Raw genomic sequence first — 13,541 nt, forward strand, 5'->3', positions numbered from 1 at the left:
CTGCTGCTTCTCCTTGGCCCCGTTGTACTTCTCGGTGGCCTGCTCCGCCTGCTCGTAGAGCTTGTCGACCTTCGCCTTGACCTCGTCCTTGCCGACCTTCTCGCTCGGGGCGGCGTTGGCGGCGTTCGCGCTCAGCACGACGGCGGCGGCCGCCGCGGTGGTCAGCACGGTGACACGCGTGCGGCTGGGCTGCTTGGGTCGACGGTGGGACGCCACGAGGGACGATCTCCTTCTTGTGAGTGATCACCCGTTCGGAGGTTCGAGCCCAGACCCTAGTGACCCAGTTGTGATCAGTTCAAATCCCCGCGGCAAAAAACCCGGTGACGCAACGCATTCTTTGCACACAACTCACGTGGGGTGATGCCCGATTGACACTACGTTGCGTGACGATACGACCAATTCGGGCATTGCATATGCGCGTTGCACGTTCAGGACAGTCGCTTCAGAAGTACCGCAGAGGCGACGGGACGGGCACCGGCGCGGGCGACCCCGTCGGCCACCTCACGGTCGGTCGAGGCGACGATGACCGGACGGCCCGGCGGCTCGGCCCGCACGAGCTGACGGATCAGCTCGTCCGCCGTGACGCCCGGCTTGGAGAACAGCACCCGCACCCCGCGCGGCGGCGCGAGCAGCACCGGCGCGGCCAGCTCGGCGCCGTCGAAGACACAGGTCACCTCGGCGCCGGTCTGCGCGGCGAGCGCCGAGAGCTGGCCCAGCAGGCGCAGCCGCTGCTTCTCCAGCGGCATCTGCGGATAGCCGGTCTTGGTGACGTTGTAGCCGTCGACCACCAGATGCGCCTGCGGCAGCGCGAGCAACTGGTCGAGGATCGCCGGGTCGTTCTCCGACAGCGCGCGGGCCGCGATGTCCTTCGGGGTCATCCGTCCGGGCTCGACCGCGTCCACGGTCTCGGCCGGGCGCACGGAGACCGGCGGCAGGGCGAGTTCGCGCCGGAGCCCCTGGGCGGCGTCCAGCATGGTGTCCAGCAGCAGCCGCACCCGCATGTCCTCCACGCTGCGGCCCTCACGGGCCGCCCGGCGAGTGGCCTCCAGCGCCGCCTCGGCCTCGCCCAGGCGCGCCTTGAGCCGCCGGGACTCGCTGTCCGCGGCGGAGAGCTGCGCGTGCCCCTCGGCGCGCACGGCGTCGATCTCGCCGCGGACCTTGCGCAGCGCGGCCTCGCCGCGCTTGACGTCGCTGAGCGCGGCACGCAGCTTGCGGTGCAGCGACTCCGCCTCCCGCTTCGCCGACTCCACCTCGGCGCGCAGCCGTTCGGTCTCGGCGCGGGTCTGCTCGCGGGCCTGGTCCAGCTCCGCCCGCAGCCGCTCGAGTTCGGCGCGGCTCTCCTCGTCGGCCCGCTCGGCGTCGGCGCGCTGCGCCTCCTCGCCGGCCGCGGTCACCAGCTTCACCCAGCCCGCGGGCCGCAGTACGTAGGCCGCGGCCGCCACATCGAGCGGGTCCGCGGCCGGGGGCGGCGAGCCGGAGTCGAGGGCGCCGGAGAGTTCCGGCTGCGCCTCTCTGAACTTCTCCCCGATCCGCTGCCGGAACAGCGCGTCGGTCTCCAGCGCCGCCGCCATCGCGTTACCGGCGAACTTGGCCCGGCGATTGGGGGCGAACCGGGCGTACTGCCGCAACTGGGCGGGCAGTTCCGTCACGGTCAGCAGCCCGAAGGCGTCCGAGACGATCTGCACGACCCGCCGGCGCACGCCGTCGGGCAGCGGACGGTCAAGCACCTCGGCGGTGCCGTCGCCCGGCCCCCCGCCTGCGGTCTCCACCATCCGTCACACCCCAATACCTCTACGGGGCCCGCTCCGCTCAGGAGCCGGCGCCCGGCCTGTCCACGAGTTCCACCTGGTCCACCGCGTTGCACCAGCGGCAGCGGACCGACTCGATGGTCTCACTGACCACCTCGCGCTCCTCGACCGTCGGCTCGCCCGCGAGGTCGAGGTGAACGTACTCGACGACCTTCGACGAGCGGGTCACGTCGAAGCGGGTGAGGTTGCCGCAGAGGGCGCAGCGCCATCGTGTCGTGGCGGTCGGCAGGGGAACCGTCATCGTGACTGTTCGCTTCCTTCTCGGGTCGTCCGCGCCGCTCCTCGGCGCGTGTGGCTCGTAACCCTACGGCCTGCCGGTCGATCGCCGCCCGCCCGTCCACGGCGGCGGGGCGATGTATCAGCTTACGTCCTGTTACGTCATGCTCTGTAGTCATGATCCGCACCTGGGGCACGGCGGCCCGCGGAGCGTTCCGGGCGGTCCGGGGCGCCTCCGCGCCGATGACATACGTCCTGCTCTTGCTGTGCACCCTGATCTTCGTGCTCGGCCCGGCCTCCGGACTCACCCCGGCGTACGGCTCGGGCGGAGCGCTGTTCGCGGCACAGCGGGCGTACTTCCGCCACTGGGGCGTGGTCCCGGCCGAGCTGTTCGACCCGTCCGTCCGGGCGGCCCTGACCCCGGCCACCGCCCTGTTCGTGCACGGCAGCTGGGTGCATCTGCTCGGCAACATGCTCTTCCTCTTCGTCTTCGGGCTGATGACCGAGGAACGGATGGGCCGGGTGGAGTTCACCCTCTTCTACGTCGGCTGCGGTTACCTGGCCCTGCTGGGCTACGCGGCCGCCAACGCCGCCTCCGGACAGTCGCTGGTGGGCGCCTCGGGGGCGATCTCGGCGGTCCTCGGAGCGTTCCTTTACCTGTTCCCCCGTGCCCGTGTGACCAGTCTCCTCCCCTTCCTGTTCTTCCTGCCCCTGCGCTTCCCGGCCTGGGTGGTGCTGCCCTTCTGGGCCGCCCTGCAGTGGCTCGCGGCGGGCCGCTCGGGCCAGGGCCCCGGGGTCGCCTACCTCGCCCACCTGATCGGCTTCGGCCTCGGCTTCGGCTACGCGTGGGTGCGCTACGGGGTGACTACTAGAGTGAAGTCCGCACCGGCCCCGGCACCCCAGGGAGAGAACCAGCCGTGATCACCGCGATTGTCCTGATCAAGACCAGCGTGGACCGGATCCCCGAGATCGCGGAGCAGATCGCTTCGCTGGATTCGGTGAGCGAGGTTTTCTCCGTCACCGGCACCTACGACCTGATCGCCATGGTGCGAGTGCGGCAGCACGAGGACCTGGCCGACGTCATCCCGGGGCGGATCAGCAAGATCCCCGGCGTGGAGGGCACCGACACGCACGTCGCGTTCCGCACGTACTCCCAGCACGACCTGGAGGCGGCGTTCGCGATCGGTCTCGACTCGTGAACGCCGCCTCCTAGCGGTCCGCGCCCCGGCTCAGGCCTGGTCGCGCACCGGCACGCAGCGGCCGTCCTCGGTGCGGTAGCGCCACCGCGCGCCGTCGCGGACCAGTTCCCGCACCGCGTCGACGAAGCGCTCGACGTGCTCGTCGGGCGTGCCCGCCCCGAAGCTGACCCGGACGGCGTTCAGGGACTTCTCTCCGGGCGCGGCCTCGGGTGCCCCGCACTCGCCCTGGGTCCTCGGGTCGCCGTCCAGCAGGGTGCGGACCAGCGGGTGGGCGCAGAACAGGCCGTCGCGGACGCCGATGCCGTACTCGGCGGAGAGCGCGGCGGCGAAGTGGGAGCTGTTCCAGCCCTCGACGACGAAGGAGAGCACGCCGACCCGCGGGGCGTCGTCGCCGAACAGGGAGAGCACCCTGACCTCCGGCACCTCGGCGAGACCCGCCCGGACCCGGGCGATCAGCCGCTGCTCGCGGGCCACGAGGGCGTCCCAGCCGGCCTCGGTGAGGGCCTTGCAGGCGGAGGCGATGGAGTAGGCGCCGATGACGTTCGGGGAGCCGGCCTCGTGGCGCGCGGCGCTCTCGTGCCACTCCACGTCCACTCCTCCGTCGGTGCGCCGGGTGACCCTGCGGCTGGCGCCGCCGCCCGCGAGGTACGGCTCGGCCGCGGCCAGCCAGTCGGCGCGGCCGGCCAGCACACCGGAGCCGAAGGGCGCGTACAGCTTGTGACCGGAGAAGGCCACCCAGTCGACGTCCAGGTCCCGGACCGACACCGGGTGGTGCGGGGCGAGCTGGGCGGCGTCCAGGACGATCCGGGCCCCGTGCGCGTGGGCCGCGGCGGCCAGCTCGCGCACCGGCCACAGCTCCCCGGTGACGTTGGAGGCGCCGGTGACGCATACCAGGGCCGGGCCGTACGGGTCGCGGTCGGCGAGGGCCCGCTCCAGGGTCTCCACGGCCTGTCGCGGGGTGCGCGGCGCGTCGAGGACGGTCACCTTCGCGCCCTGCCACGGCAGCAGCGCGGCGTGGTGCTCCGTCTCGAAGACGAAGACCTCGCAGCCGGCCGGGAGCGCCCGGGCGAGGAGGTTCAGGGAGTCGGTGGTCGACCGGGTGAAGACCACCTGGTCGCTGTCGCGGCAGTCGAGGAACCGGGCGACCGTCCGGCGGGCGTTCTCGAACAGGTCGGTGGAGAGCTGGGAGAGGTAGCCGGCGCCGCGGTGGACGCTGCCGTAGTACGGCGCGTAGGCGGCGACGTCGTCCCAGACGCGCTGCAGAGCGGGGGCGCTGGCGGCGTAGTCCAGCGCGGCGTAGGTGACCTCGCCGCCCGTCACGAGCGGGACGGTGACGTCACGGCCCAGAACGGGCAGCTGGTCACAAATGGTCTGGGTGGCGGCAGCGGTGGAGACGGACATGGGTGAACTCCCGTGAGGCAGGCCGGTGTCACCGTGCGAGCGGTACGGCTCGGAGCACGGCGGAAGGGGAAAAGGGGTACGCGGAGGCGGGGCTCTACGCCCTATCGCATTCGCTTGCTCACAGAAGGCTCCCTCGACGACCAGGACCCCTGGTCCCGCGCTCCCTGCAGGAGCCGCGCGAGGGGTCCGCGCTTGCCGTGGACCTCGCTGCCCACGACCTGGTCCTCACCCGGGGCACCCCGCCACGGACGGAGGGTTGCCGGACAGCCGGCCGGGGCCGAATGGCTGTCACTCATGACCTGGTTCAGTATCCTGCCACACGATCTTCGGTGCGCAAGGCGCGGTCCGCCATCCGGACCGCGCCCCGCGTCGCACCCGGCGGGTGTCAGGCGTTGCTGGCCGCCACCCACCGCTCCAGCGTCCGCTTCGCCGCCCCGCTGTCGATCGACTCCGCCGCCCGCGCCATGCCCGCGCGCAGCTGCTCGGTGAGCGGCTCGTCGGCCGGCCGCAGGGCCACCAGCGCCGCCGCCGAGTTCAGCAGCACCGCGTCCCGGACGGGCCCGTGCTCGCCGTCCAGCACGCGCCGGGCCACCTCCGCGTTGTACGAGGCGTCGGCGCCGCGCAGGGCCTCCACGGGGACCAGCTCGATGCCGGCGTCCCGGGGGTCGAAGCGCTCCTCGGCGACCTTGCCGTCGCGGACCACCCACACCCGGGACGTCGAGGTGGTGGTCAGCTCGTCCAGGCCGTCGTCGCCCCGGAAGACCAGGGCGGAGTTCCCGCGCTCGGCGAGGACCCCGGCCACGATCGGCGCCATGCGCGGGTCGGCCACCCCGACCGCCTGGGCGCGCACCTTGGCCGGGTTGGTCAGCGGGCCGAGCACGTTGAAGGTGGTCCGGATGCCCAACTGGCCGCGGGCGGCCGCGACATGGCGCAGCGAGGGGTGGAACTTCACCGCGAAGCAGATGGTGATGCCGGCCTCTTCGGCGACCTCGGCGACCCGCCGCGGGGTCAGGTGGAGATTGATGCCGAGCTTCTCCAGGACGTCGGAGGAGCCGGAGGCGGAGGACGCGGCACGGTTGCCGTGCTTGACGACCTTCGTGCCGGTGCCGGCGACGACGATCGACGACATGGTGGAGATGTTCACCGTCTTCGCGCCGTCGCCGCCGGTGCCGACGATGTCGACGGCCGGCCCGGGCACCTCGATCACATTGGCGTGCTCGTACATGGTCCGCACGAGTCCGGTGATCTCCTGCACCGTCTCGCCCTTGGCGCGCAGCGCCACCATGAACCCGGCGATCTGGGCGTCGGTCGCCTCGCCGCGCATGATGAGGTCCATCGCCCAGGCGGTCTCGTCGGCGGACAGGTCACGGCCGTCCAGCAGGCCGTTCAGCAGGGCGGGCCAGGAACGGCCCGCCGCGGTGTCGCCTCCAGCGGGGGTCACAGCGCTCATGGCCGCTCCTGGGTGTCTTCGAAGAACAGTGTGCTCCCACCCTATCCAGCCCCGGGCACCGCGAAGGGCCCCGTCCGTAAGCCGGACGGGGCCCTTCGACTGTGGCGTGGCGACGCTCGGGGATCAGTGGTGGCCGTGGCCGCTGGTGATCTCCTGGTATTCCTCGACGGTGGCCTTCGGGATCTGGTTGTCCTCGCCGTAGTAGGCGCTGCTGAGCTTGGCGCGCAGCTTCTCGGACCCCTTCACCTTGCGCTCGACACCGTTCTCGTCCACCGTCGGGCCGATCTCGGTCGGCTCGTACTGGTGGTGGGCGGTCAGGGTGTGGAGCTGCTCCTGGCTGAGCGGCTCGTGGATCTCGATGAACTCACCGTGCGGCAGGCGCTTGATGATGCCCGTCTCGCGGCCGTGCAGCACCTTCTCGCGGTCCCGGCGCTGGAGGCCGAGGCAGATCCGCTTGGTGACGATGAAGGCGATGACCGGTCCGGCGAAGAAGGAGATCCGGACGAACCACGTGACCGCGTTGAGCGACAGCTGGAAGTGGGTGGCGAAGAGGTCGTTGCCACCGCCGACCAGGCCGACCATGTACACCGTGATCCAGGCGACACCGAACGCGGTGCGCGTCGGGGCGTTGCGCGGGCGGTCCAGGATGTGGTGCTCGCTCTTGTCCCCGGTGACCCAGGACTCGATGAACGGGTACAGCGCGATCGCCGCGAGCACCAGGCCGAAGAGGACCAGCGGGATGAACACGCCCAGGACGAGCGTGTGACCCCAGAAGTTGATCTCCCAGCCCGGCATGTAGCGGACCAGACCCTCGGCGAAGCCCATGTACCAGTCGGGCTGGGCGCCCGTGGACACCTGGTCCGGACGGTACGGGCCCATGGCCCAGATCGGGTTGATCTGGGTGACCGCGGCGATGGCCGCGATCACGCCGAAGACCAGGAAGAAGAAGCCTCCGGCCTTGGCCATGTACACCGGCAGCAGCGGCATGCCGACGACGTTCTTCTCGGTCTTTCCGGGACCCGCGAACTGCGTGTGCTTGTGGTAGAAGACCAGGATCAGGTGGCCCACCACCAGGCCGAGCATGATGCCCGGCAGCAGCAGGATGTGGATCGAGTAGAACCGGGCCACGAAGTCGTGGCCGGGGAACTCGCCGCCGAAGAGGAAGTACGAGATGTACGTGCCGACGATCGGCATGGACAGGATCGCGCCCTCGGTGAAGCGCACACCGGTGCCGGAGAGCAGGTCGTCCGGGAGCGAGTAACCGGTGAAGCCGGTGAACATGCCCAGGACGAACAGCAGGAAGCCGAACAGCCAGTTGATCTCACGCGGCTTGCGGAACGCGCCGGTGAAGAACACGCGCATCATGTGCACGAACATGCCGGCGAGGAAGATCAGCGCGGCCCAGTGGTGGATCTGCCGGATGAGCAGACCACCGCGCACGTCGAAGGAGATGTGCAGGGTCGAGTTGAACGCCTCGGACATCAGCTGTCCCTGGAGCGGGACGTAAGAGCCGTGGTACTCCACCTCGTTCATCGACGGGTGGAAGAACAGCGTCAGGTAGACACCGGTCAGGATGATGATGAGGAAGCTGTACAGGCAGACTTCGCCCAGCATGAACGACCAGTGGTCGGGAAAGATCTTGCGCATGTTGGCCTTGGCCAGGGAGTAGATCCCCAGCCGGCCGTCCGCCCAGTCCGCTACCCGCTCGCCGGCCGGCGCCTTGCCGCGCCGCTCGTTGTTCTCGTTGGTGCTCATCCGCGCTCCCAGAATGCAGGACCGACGGGCTCCTCGAAGTCGCCGAGCGCCTGGAGGTAACCCTCGTCGTTCACGCCGATGCGGAGCTGCGGCAGGGCGTGACCAGCGGGGCCGAAGATCACTCGGGCACCGTCGGAGAGGTCGAAGGTGGACTGGTGGCACGGGCACAGGACGTGGTGCGTCTGCTGCTCGTACAGGGAGATCGGGCAACCGACGTGGGTGCAGATCTTCGAGAAGGCGACGATGCCCTCGTGCGACCAGTCGAGCTCGCGCTTGTCCTTGATGTTGCCCGGCTGCAGCCGGATGATCATCACGGCGGCCTTGGCGATCTCGTTCTGGAAGTCCTCGTCGGTCTCCTCCAGGCCCTCGGGCTTGACGAAGGTGAGCGAACCGACGGCGACGTCCTCGGGACGCAGCGGCTGGTTCGTGTTCGTGTTGACGAGGAGCTTGCCCTTGGCCCACAGGGTGTGCCGGAGCGAGGTGCCGGGCAGCGGGCCGAGGTCACGCAGCAGCACGACGCCGGAGAGCGGCACCAGGGTGAGCGCGCCGAGCATCGTGTTGCGGATCAGCTTGCGGCGGCCGAGCGCCGACTCCTTGGCACCCTGCTTGAAGTCCGCGTGGACCTGCGCGCGGACCTCCGGTGGGGCCGAGATCGGGTGACGCTCGGCGGCGACCTCCACGTCGGACATCAGGGTGCGGGCCCAGTGGACCGCGCCTGCGCCGATGCAGAACAGCGCCGTACCCAGGGTCAGGCCGAGCGCGAAGTTCAGCGCGCTGATGTGCCCGATCGGGAAGACGAAGACCGAGGTGTCGGGCGAGATCGTCACGTACGAGGCGATGAAGCCGACGGTGGCCAGCATCGAGACCGTGAACAGCAGGGCGACGACGCGCTCGGACCGCTTGGCGGCCCGCTCGTCGATGTCCTGGATCCGGTGCTCGTGGGGCGGCAGCCCCGGGTCCGCGAACGGGTTCGCCTCGTCCGCGACGCTCACGGCGCCGTGTGCGTGGTCCTGCGCTGCGGGCAGGTTCTCTTCTGGAATGTCTTGGCTACTCATGACTTCTTGGCCTTTGCGGTCCGGGCGGCGACCCACACGGCAACCGCGATCAGTGCGCCGAGGCCGAAGATCCAGGCGAACAGACCCTCGGTGACCGGCCCGAGGCCGCCCAGCTCGAGGCCACCCGGGTTGACCGTCTCGTCACCGTTGACCGCGTTCAGGTACGCGATGATGTCCTTCTTGTTCTTCTCCGACATCGTGGTGTCGGGGAAGGACGGCATGTTCTGCGGGCCGGTCTGCATGGCCTCGTAGATGTGCTTGGGGGACACGCCCTCGAGGTTCGGCGCGTACTTGCCCTTGGTGAGGGCACCACCCTTGCCGGTGAAGTTGTGGCACTGCGCGCAGTTGGTGCGGAACAGCTCGCCGCCCTTGGCGATGTCCGCGCCCTCCGGGCTGTACTGCTGCTTCGTCGGCACGTTCGGGCCGGCGCCCAGCGACGCGACGTACGCGGCGAGCTGGTCGATCTGGGCCTGCGTGTAGACGACCTTCTTGCGCGGGATCTGCGCCATCTGCGAGGACGAGGCGGGCATACGGCCCGTGCCGACCTGGAAGTCGACGGCCGCGGCGCCCACGCCGACCAGACTCGGCCCGTCGGAGGAGCCCTTGCCACCGGTGCCGTGGCAGCTGGCGCAGCCGACCTCGTAGAGCTTCTTGCCCTCCTTGATGGTCAGGGACTGGGAGGTTTCATCGGCCTGTGCCTTGCTCGCGGGCGCGAACGCGGCGTACAGCCCCCCAGTGGCCGCCAGCGCGAGGAGTAGGACGACGACCGCCGCCAGCGGATGGCGTCGTCGTGCGGAGAGCTTTTTCACGGATTACCCCGGTGTCAGGATCTTCTGCGTCGATGCTGGATGTGCGGGAACGGTCCCGGCTACTTGATCAGGTAGATCGTGGCGAAGAGGCCGATCCAGACGACATCGACGAAGTGCCAGTAGTAGGACACGACGATGGCGGCGGTCGCCTGCTCATGCGTGAACCTCTTCGCCGCGTATGTACGGCCGAGGACCAGCAGGAAGGCGATGAGACCGCCCGTCACGTGCAGGCCGTGGAAGCCGGTGGTCAGGTAGAACACCGAGCCGTACGGGTCGGAGGACAGGGAGATCCCGTCCTTCTTCACCAGCTCCGTGTACTCGTAGATCTGACCGCCGATGAAGATCGCGCCCATGATGAAGGTGAGGATGAACCAGCCACGGAGCTTCTTCACGTCTCCGCGCTCGGCGGCGAAGACGCCGAGCTGACAGGTCAGTGAGGAGAGCACCAGGATCGTGGTGTTCGTGGCGGAGAAGGGCACGTTGAGTGCCTCCGCCATCTCCTTCCAGTGCGCCGGTCCGGTCACCGACCGGAGAGTGAAGTACATCGCGAAGAGGGCCGCGAAGAACATCAGCTCGGAACTCAGCCAGATGATGGTTCCGACGCTGGTGAGGTTCGGTCGGTTGACCGACGGGTGCGCGTGCCCGGTTTCTACTGTCGTTGCTGTCGCCACGACCGACATTATGTCGGTCGCTTATCCCGCCCTCACCCCGGGGGGTGCCGTTCGGAGTGTCTTGCCCCGTCGAACCGGTGTTGACGTGGTGTTCATGGGAGTAGCATCCGCCTCGAACGGCCCTGTCCGTACGACGCCCACGTCTCGGAGGAAGCATGCAGCCGACCGCCACAGTGCTGGTGTACAGCGACGACTCCAACACCCGCGAGCAGGTGCGGCTGGCCGCGGGGCGGCGGCCCGCTCCGGACGTGCCGGTCGTGGAGCTCCTGGAGTGCGCGACGCCCGAGGCGGTGCTGCGCGAGCTGGACAAGGGCGGCATCGACGTGTGCGTGCTCGACGGCGAGGCCGTGCCGATGGGCGGCATGGGGGTGTGCCGGCAGATCAAGGACGAGGTGTTCAACTGCCCGCCCGTGCTGCTGCTGATGGGGCGGCCGCAGGACGCGTGGCTGGCCACCTGGAGCCGTGCGGACGCCGCTGTGACGCTGCCGGTGGAGCCGGTGGACTTCGCCTCCGCCCTGGCCTCCCTGCTGCGCCGGAAGCGGCTGCTGGGCGTCTGACGGGCGGTCCGGGGGCGCGGGGCGGGCCGTACCGCCCCGCGCCCCGGGTCACAGGGCCACCGGCCGCAGCCTGGGGGCGTCGTGGGACGGTGCCCCGGTGTCCGGTGTGCCGGCCGTCAGGGCGCTGCCCGTGCGCCACTTGTTCCAGTCGAGGTTCCAGTCCCCGAAGCCGTTGCCGAAGGCCTCCATCGGGTCGCCGTTGGAGTTGACCACCTTGACGATGTCACCCGGATGGACGTTGTCGAAGAACCACTCGGCGTTGGACGTGCTCATCCCCGTGCAGCCGTGGCTGACGTTGGCGGAGCCCTGGGAGCCGACCGACCAGGGCGCGGCGTGCACGTACTCACCGGACCAGGTGACCCGGGTGGCGTAGTAGACCGGCAGGTCGTACGAGTCGGAGCTGCCCTCGGCGATGCCGACGGTGGTGCCGCGCATCCGTACGAAGTACTGCTTCTCCAGGACGACCTTGACCCCGTTGCGGGTCTCGAAGCCGGGCTTGCCCGTGGTGACCGGGATCTGCTCGACCTGTTGGCCGTTCTTGTAGTACGTCAACTGGTGCGTCGAGGCGTCCGTGACGGCCTCGATCCGGTCACCGGTTGTGATCTTCAACGCCTTCGCCTTGCCGCCCCAGAGCCGGTCGCTGATCTTCACGCCCTCCAGATTGCTGTGCACCTGGATGGTGGCGTGGGCGGGCCAGTAGTCCTTGGGGCGGAAGTGGAGTTCCTTGTTGCTGACCCAGTACCAGGAGCCCGGCACGGCCGGCACGGAGTCCACGCGCAGGCCGCGCTCCACGACGGCCCGCTGGGCCTTGTCCTTGACCTCGCGGTCGAGTTGGGCGGTGATGGGCTGTCCGACGCCGTAGACGCCCGCCTCGGGCCCGAACGTGACGTTCAGCCGCTGCTTGCTGGTGGGCTTGCTGGTGTCGAAGGTGAGGACCTTGCGGCCGGGCGCCCCGTCGTCGTCCTCGGTGCTGACGCGGACCGTGTAGTGGGCGTTCGCGGCCAGCGGGGAGATGCTGTGCCAGCGACTGCCGTCGGCGGCGAGTTCGCCCGCCACGAAACGCCCTGTGGAGTCCTGGGCGGTGACGTCGGTGATCCGGCCGTCACCGCTCTCGGCGGTGATCTCCAGGGGCTTGTCCGGGTCGGCCCGCTTCCCCTCTTCGGTGGGGCCGTTGAACGAGATGTCGCCCGCCGCGTCGTACGGACTGGCCGACAGGGGGTTGCCGTCCGAACCGCAGGAGGTGACGCCCGCGCCGAGGGCGATCACCAGCAACGCGCAGCTGACGACGGTGCGGGTCCGCGGAGTGTGATTCATATGATCACGCTATGAGATGCAGACCTGCTTGGCGCGGCACGTAAGTCGTTCGGGTGATGCGCCGCGGCAAAGGCAGGAGCCCGGACCCTCCTGACGGAGGGTCCGGGCTCCTGGCGCTCTCGGCGCGGGCGTCACCGCGTGCTACTGGGTGCGGTTCTCACCGTGGTAGTACTCGAACACCCAGCCGAACAGGCCGATGGCGATGATCGGCGCGGCGAAGTAGATCAGCCACCAGCCGACCGCGATGCTGAGGAAGGCGATCGCGCCGCCGGCGCCCAGCATGAGCGGCTGCCAGCTGTGCGGGCTGAAGAAGCCCAGCTCGCCCGCGTCGTCCGCGACATCGGCCTCCTTGTCGTCCTGGGCACCGGCGTCGACCCGCCGGGCGGTGAAGCCCAGGTAGAAGCCGATCATGATGGCCAGGCCGAAGGCCAGGAAGAGCGCCGTGGTGCCGGCCGGCTCCTTCGACCACACGCCGTACACGACGGCCATGATCAGGAGGAAGAAGCTCAGCCAGATGAACATCCGGCCCTGGATCTTCACTTGCCGGCCTCCTTCTCGCCCGCGATGGCGGTGCCGTGACCGGCGTGCTCGAGCTGCTCGAGCGCGGCGATCTCGGGGTGGTGCAGATCGAACGCCGGGGCTTCACTGCGGATCCGCGGCAGGGTGAGGAAGTTGTGCCGCGGCGGCGGGCAGGACGTCGCCCACTCCAGCGAGCGGCCGTAGCCCCAGGGGTCGTCCACGCCGACCGGCTTGCCGTACTTGGCCGTCTTCCAGACGTTGTAGAGGAACGGCAGGATCGACAGGCCCAGCAGGAACGAGCTGATGGTCGAGATCGTGTTCAGGGCGGTGAAGCCGTCCGCCGCCAGGTAGTCGGCGTACCGGCGCGGCATGCCCTCCACGCCCAGCCAGTGCTGGATCAGGAAGGTGCCGTGGAAGCCGACGAACAGCGTCCAGAAGGTGATCTTGCCGAGGCGCTCGTCCAGCATCTTGCCGGTCATCTTCGGCCACCAGAAGTGGAAGCCGGAGAACATGGCGAAGACGACCGTACCGAAGACCACGTAGTGGAAGTGGGCCACCACGAAGTACGAGTCCGAGACGTGGAAGTCCATCGGCGGCGAGGCCAGGATGACACCGGTCAGACCACCGAAGGTGAAGGTGATCAGGAAGCCGACCGCCCAGAGCATCGGTGTCTCGAAGGACAACGAGCCCTTCCACATGGTGCCGATCCAGTTGAAGAACTTCACACCGGTCGGGACCGCGATCAGGAAGGTCATGAAGGAGAAGAACGGCAGCAGCACACCGCCGG

At 69.5% G+C, this 13,541-nt stretch carries 14 protein-coding genes, 1 pseudogene and 1 riboswitch; of the genes and pseudogenes, 3 read left to right on the forward strand and 12 right to left on the reverse strand.

The window, feature by feature from the left end; genetic code table 11:
* The 3 genes and pseudogenes from AB0924_RS38130 to AB0924_RS38140 all read right to left on the reverse strand — a co-directional run.
* Window positions 1-216: pseudogene (locus AB0924_RS38130) on the reverse strand (hypothetical protein); the annotation flags it as partial.
* A 212-nt stretch (window positions 217-428) separates the two neighbouring features.
* A complete protein-coding gene (locus AB0924_RS38135) occupies window positions 429-1,772 on the reverse strand; it encodes an NYN domain-containing protein (RefSeq protein WP_358940550.1) in 1,344 nt (447 codons plus the stop codon).
* 37 nt (window positions 1,773-1,809) lie between these two features.
* Entirely contained in the window at window positions 1,810-2,049 is a 240-nt protein-coding gene (locus AB0924_RS38140; RefSeq protein ID WP_029382693.1) for a hypothetical protein, read from the reverse strand.
* A 152-nt stretch (window positions 2,050-2,201) separates the two neighbouring features.
* On the opposite strand from AB0924_RS38140, the gene AB0924_RS38145 reads away from it, so the two are divergent.
* Both AB0924_RS38145 and AB0924_RS38150 read left to right on the forward strand, forming a co-directional pair.
* Window positions 2,202-2,945 (forward strand): rhomboid family intramembrane serine protease, encoded by a 744-nt coding sequence (locus tag AB0924_RS38145; RefSeq protein ID WP_358940549.1) that lies wholly within the window; start codon window positions 2,202-2,204, stop codon window positions 2,943-2,945.
* Window positions 2,942-3,223, forward strand: a complete 282-nt coding sequence (locus tag AB0924_RS38150; protein WP_199210240.1) for an Lrp/AsnC ligand binding domain-containing protein — start codon at window positions 2,942-2,944, stop codon at window positions 3,221-3,223. The genes AB0924_RS38145 and AB0924_RS38150 overlap by 4 nt, the downstream gene beginning before the upstream one ends.
* Before the next feature lie 30 nt (window positions 3,224-3,253).
* Here AB0924_RS38150 and AB0924_RS38155 read toward each other — a convergent pair whose 3' ends face one another.
* The 6 genes from AB0924_RS38155 to AB0924_RS38180 all read right to left on the reverse strand — a co-directional run bounded on the left by AB0924_RS38155 (window position 3,254) and on the right by AB0924_RS38180 (window position 10,373).
* Window positions 3,254-4,624, reverse strand: a complete 1,371-nt coding sequence (locus tag AB0924_RS38155) for an aminotransferase class V-fold PLP-dependent enzyme (protein ID WP_358940548.1) — start codon at window positions 4,622-4,624, stop codon at window positions 3,254-3,256.
* A 183-nt stretch (window positions 4,625-4,807) separates the two neighbouring features.
* A riboswitch (SAM riboswitch) is annotated at window positions 4,808-4,924 on the reverse strand.
* Window positions 4,925-5,009: 85 nt separating this feature from the next.
* Window positions 5,010-6,074, reverse strand: a complete 1,065-nt coding sequence (trpD, locus tag AB0924_RS38160; RefSeq protein ID WP_358940547.1) for an anthranilate phosphoribosyltransferase — start codon at window positions 6,072-6,074, stop codon at window positions 5,010-5,012.
* Between the two features lie 123 nt (window positions 6,075-6,197).
* Entirely contained in the window at window positions 6,198-7,829 is a 1,632-nt protein-coding gene (locus tag AB0924_RS38165; RefSeq protein WP_366913956.1) for a cytochrome bc complex cytochrome b subunit, read from the reverse strand.
* The gene (locus AB0924_RS38170; RefSeq protein WP_358940545.1) at window positions 7,826-8,884 is read right to left on the reverse strand and encodes a Rieske 2Fe-2S domain-containing protein; all 1,059 of its coding nucleotides are present in this window, start codon (window positions 8,882-8,884) and stop codon (window positions 7,826-7,828) included. The genes AB0924_RS38165 and AB0924_RS38170 overlap by 4 nt, the downstream gene beginning before the upstream one ends.
* A complete protein-coding gene (locus AB0924_RS38175; RefSeq protein ID WP_358940544.1) occupies window positions 8,881-9,693 on the reverse strand; it encodes a c-type cytochrome in 813 nt (270 codons plus the stop codon). Before AB0924_RS38175 ends, AB0924_RS38170 begins: the two co-directional genes overlap by 4 nt.
* Before the next feature lie 59 nt (window positions 9,694-9,752).
* Window positions 9,753-10,373, reverse strand: a complete 621-nt coding sequence (locus AB0924_RS38180) for a heme-copper oxidase subunit III (RefSeq protein ID WP_143636562.1) — start codon at window positions 10,371-10,373, stop codon at window positions 9,753-9,755.
* 146 nt (window positions 10,374-10,519) lie between these two features.
* On the opposite strand from AB0924_RS38180, the gene AB0924_RS38185 reads away from it, so the two are divergent.
* Window positions 10,520-10,921, forward strand: a complete 402-nt coding sequence (locus AB0924_RS38185) for a hypothetical protein (RefSeq protein ID WP_358940543.1) — start codon at window positions 10,520-10,522, stop codon at window positions 10,919-10,921.
* A 48-nt stretch (window positions 10,922-10,969) separates the two neighbouring features.
* On the opposite strand, the gene AB0924_RS38190 is transcribed toward AB0924_RS38185, so the two are convergent.
* The 3 genes from AB0924_RS38190 to AB0924_RS38200 form a co-directional block, all read right to left on the reverse strand.
* Entirely contained in the window at window positions 10,970-12,235 is a 1,266-nt protein-coding gene (locus tag AB0924_RS38190) for an Ig-like domain-containing protein (RefSeq protein WP_358940542.1), read from the reverse strand.
* A gap of 141 nt (window positions 12,236-12,376) precedes the next feature.
* Window positions 12,377-12,775, reverse strand: coding sequence for a cytochrome c oxidase subunit 4 (locus AB0924_RS38195; RefSeq protein WP_358940541.1), 399 nt, complete (start codon window positions 12,773-12,775; stop codon window positions 12,377-12,379).
* Window positions 12,772-13,541: cbb3-type cytochrome c oxidase subunit I (locus tag AB0924_RS38200; protein WP_358940540.1), on the reverse strand; the 770-nt coding region annotated here is incomplete at its 5' end. The genes AB0924_RS38195 and AB0924_RS38200, both read right to left, overlap by 4 nt.

This window comes from Streptomyces sp. NPDC047869, from assembly GCF_040704065.1.
Lineage (GTDB): Bacteria > Actinomycetota > Actinomycetes > Streptomycetales > Streptomycetaceae > Streptomyces.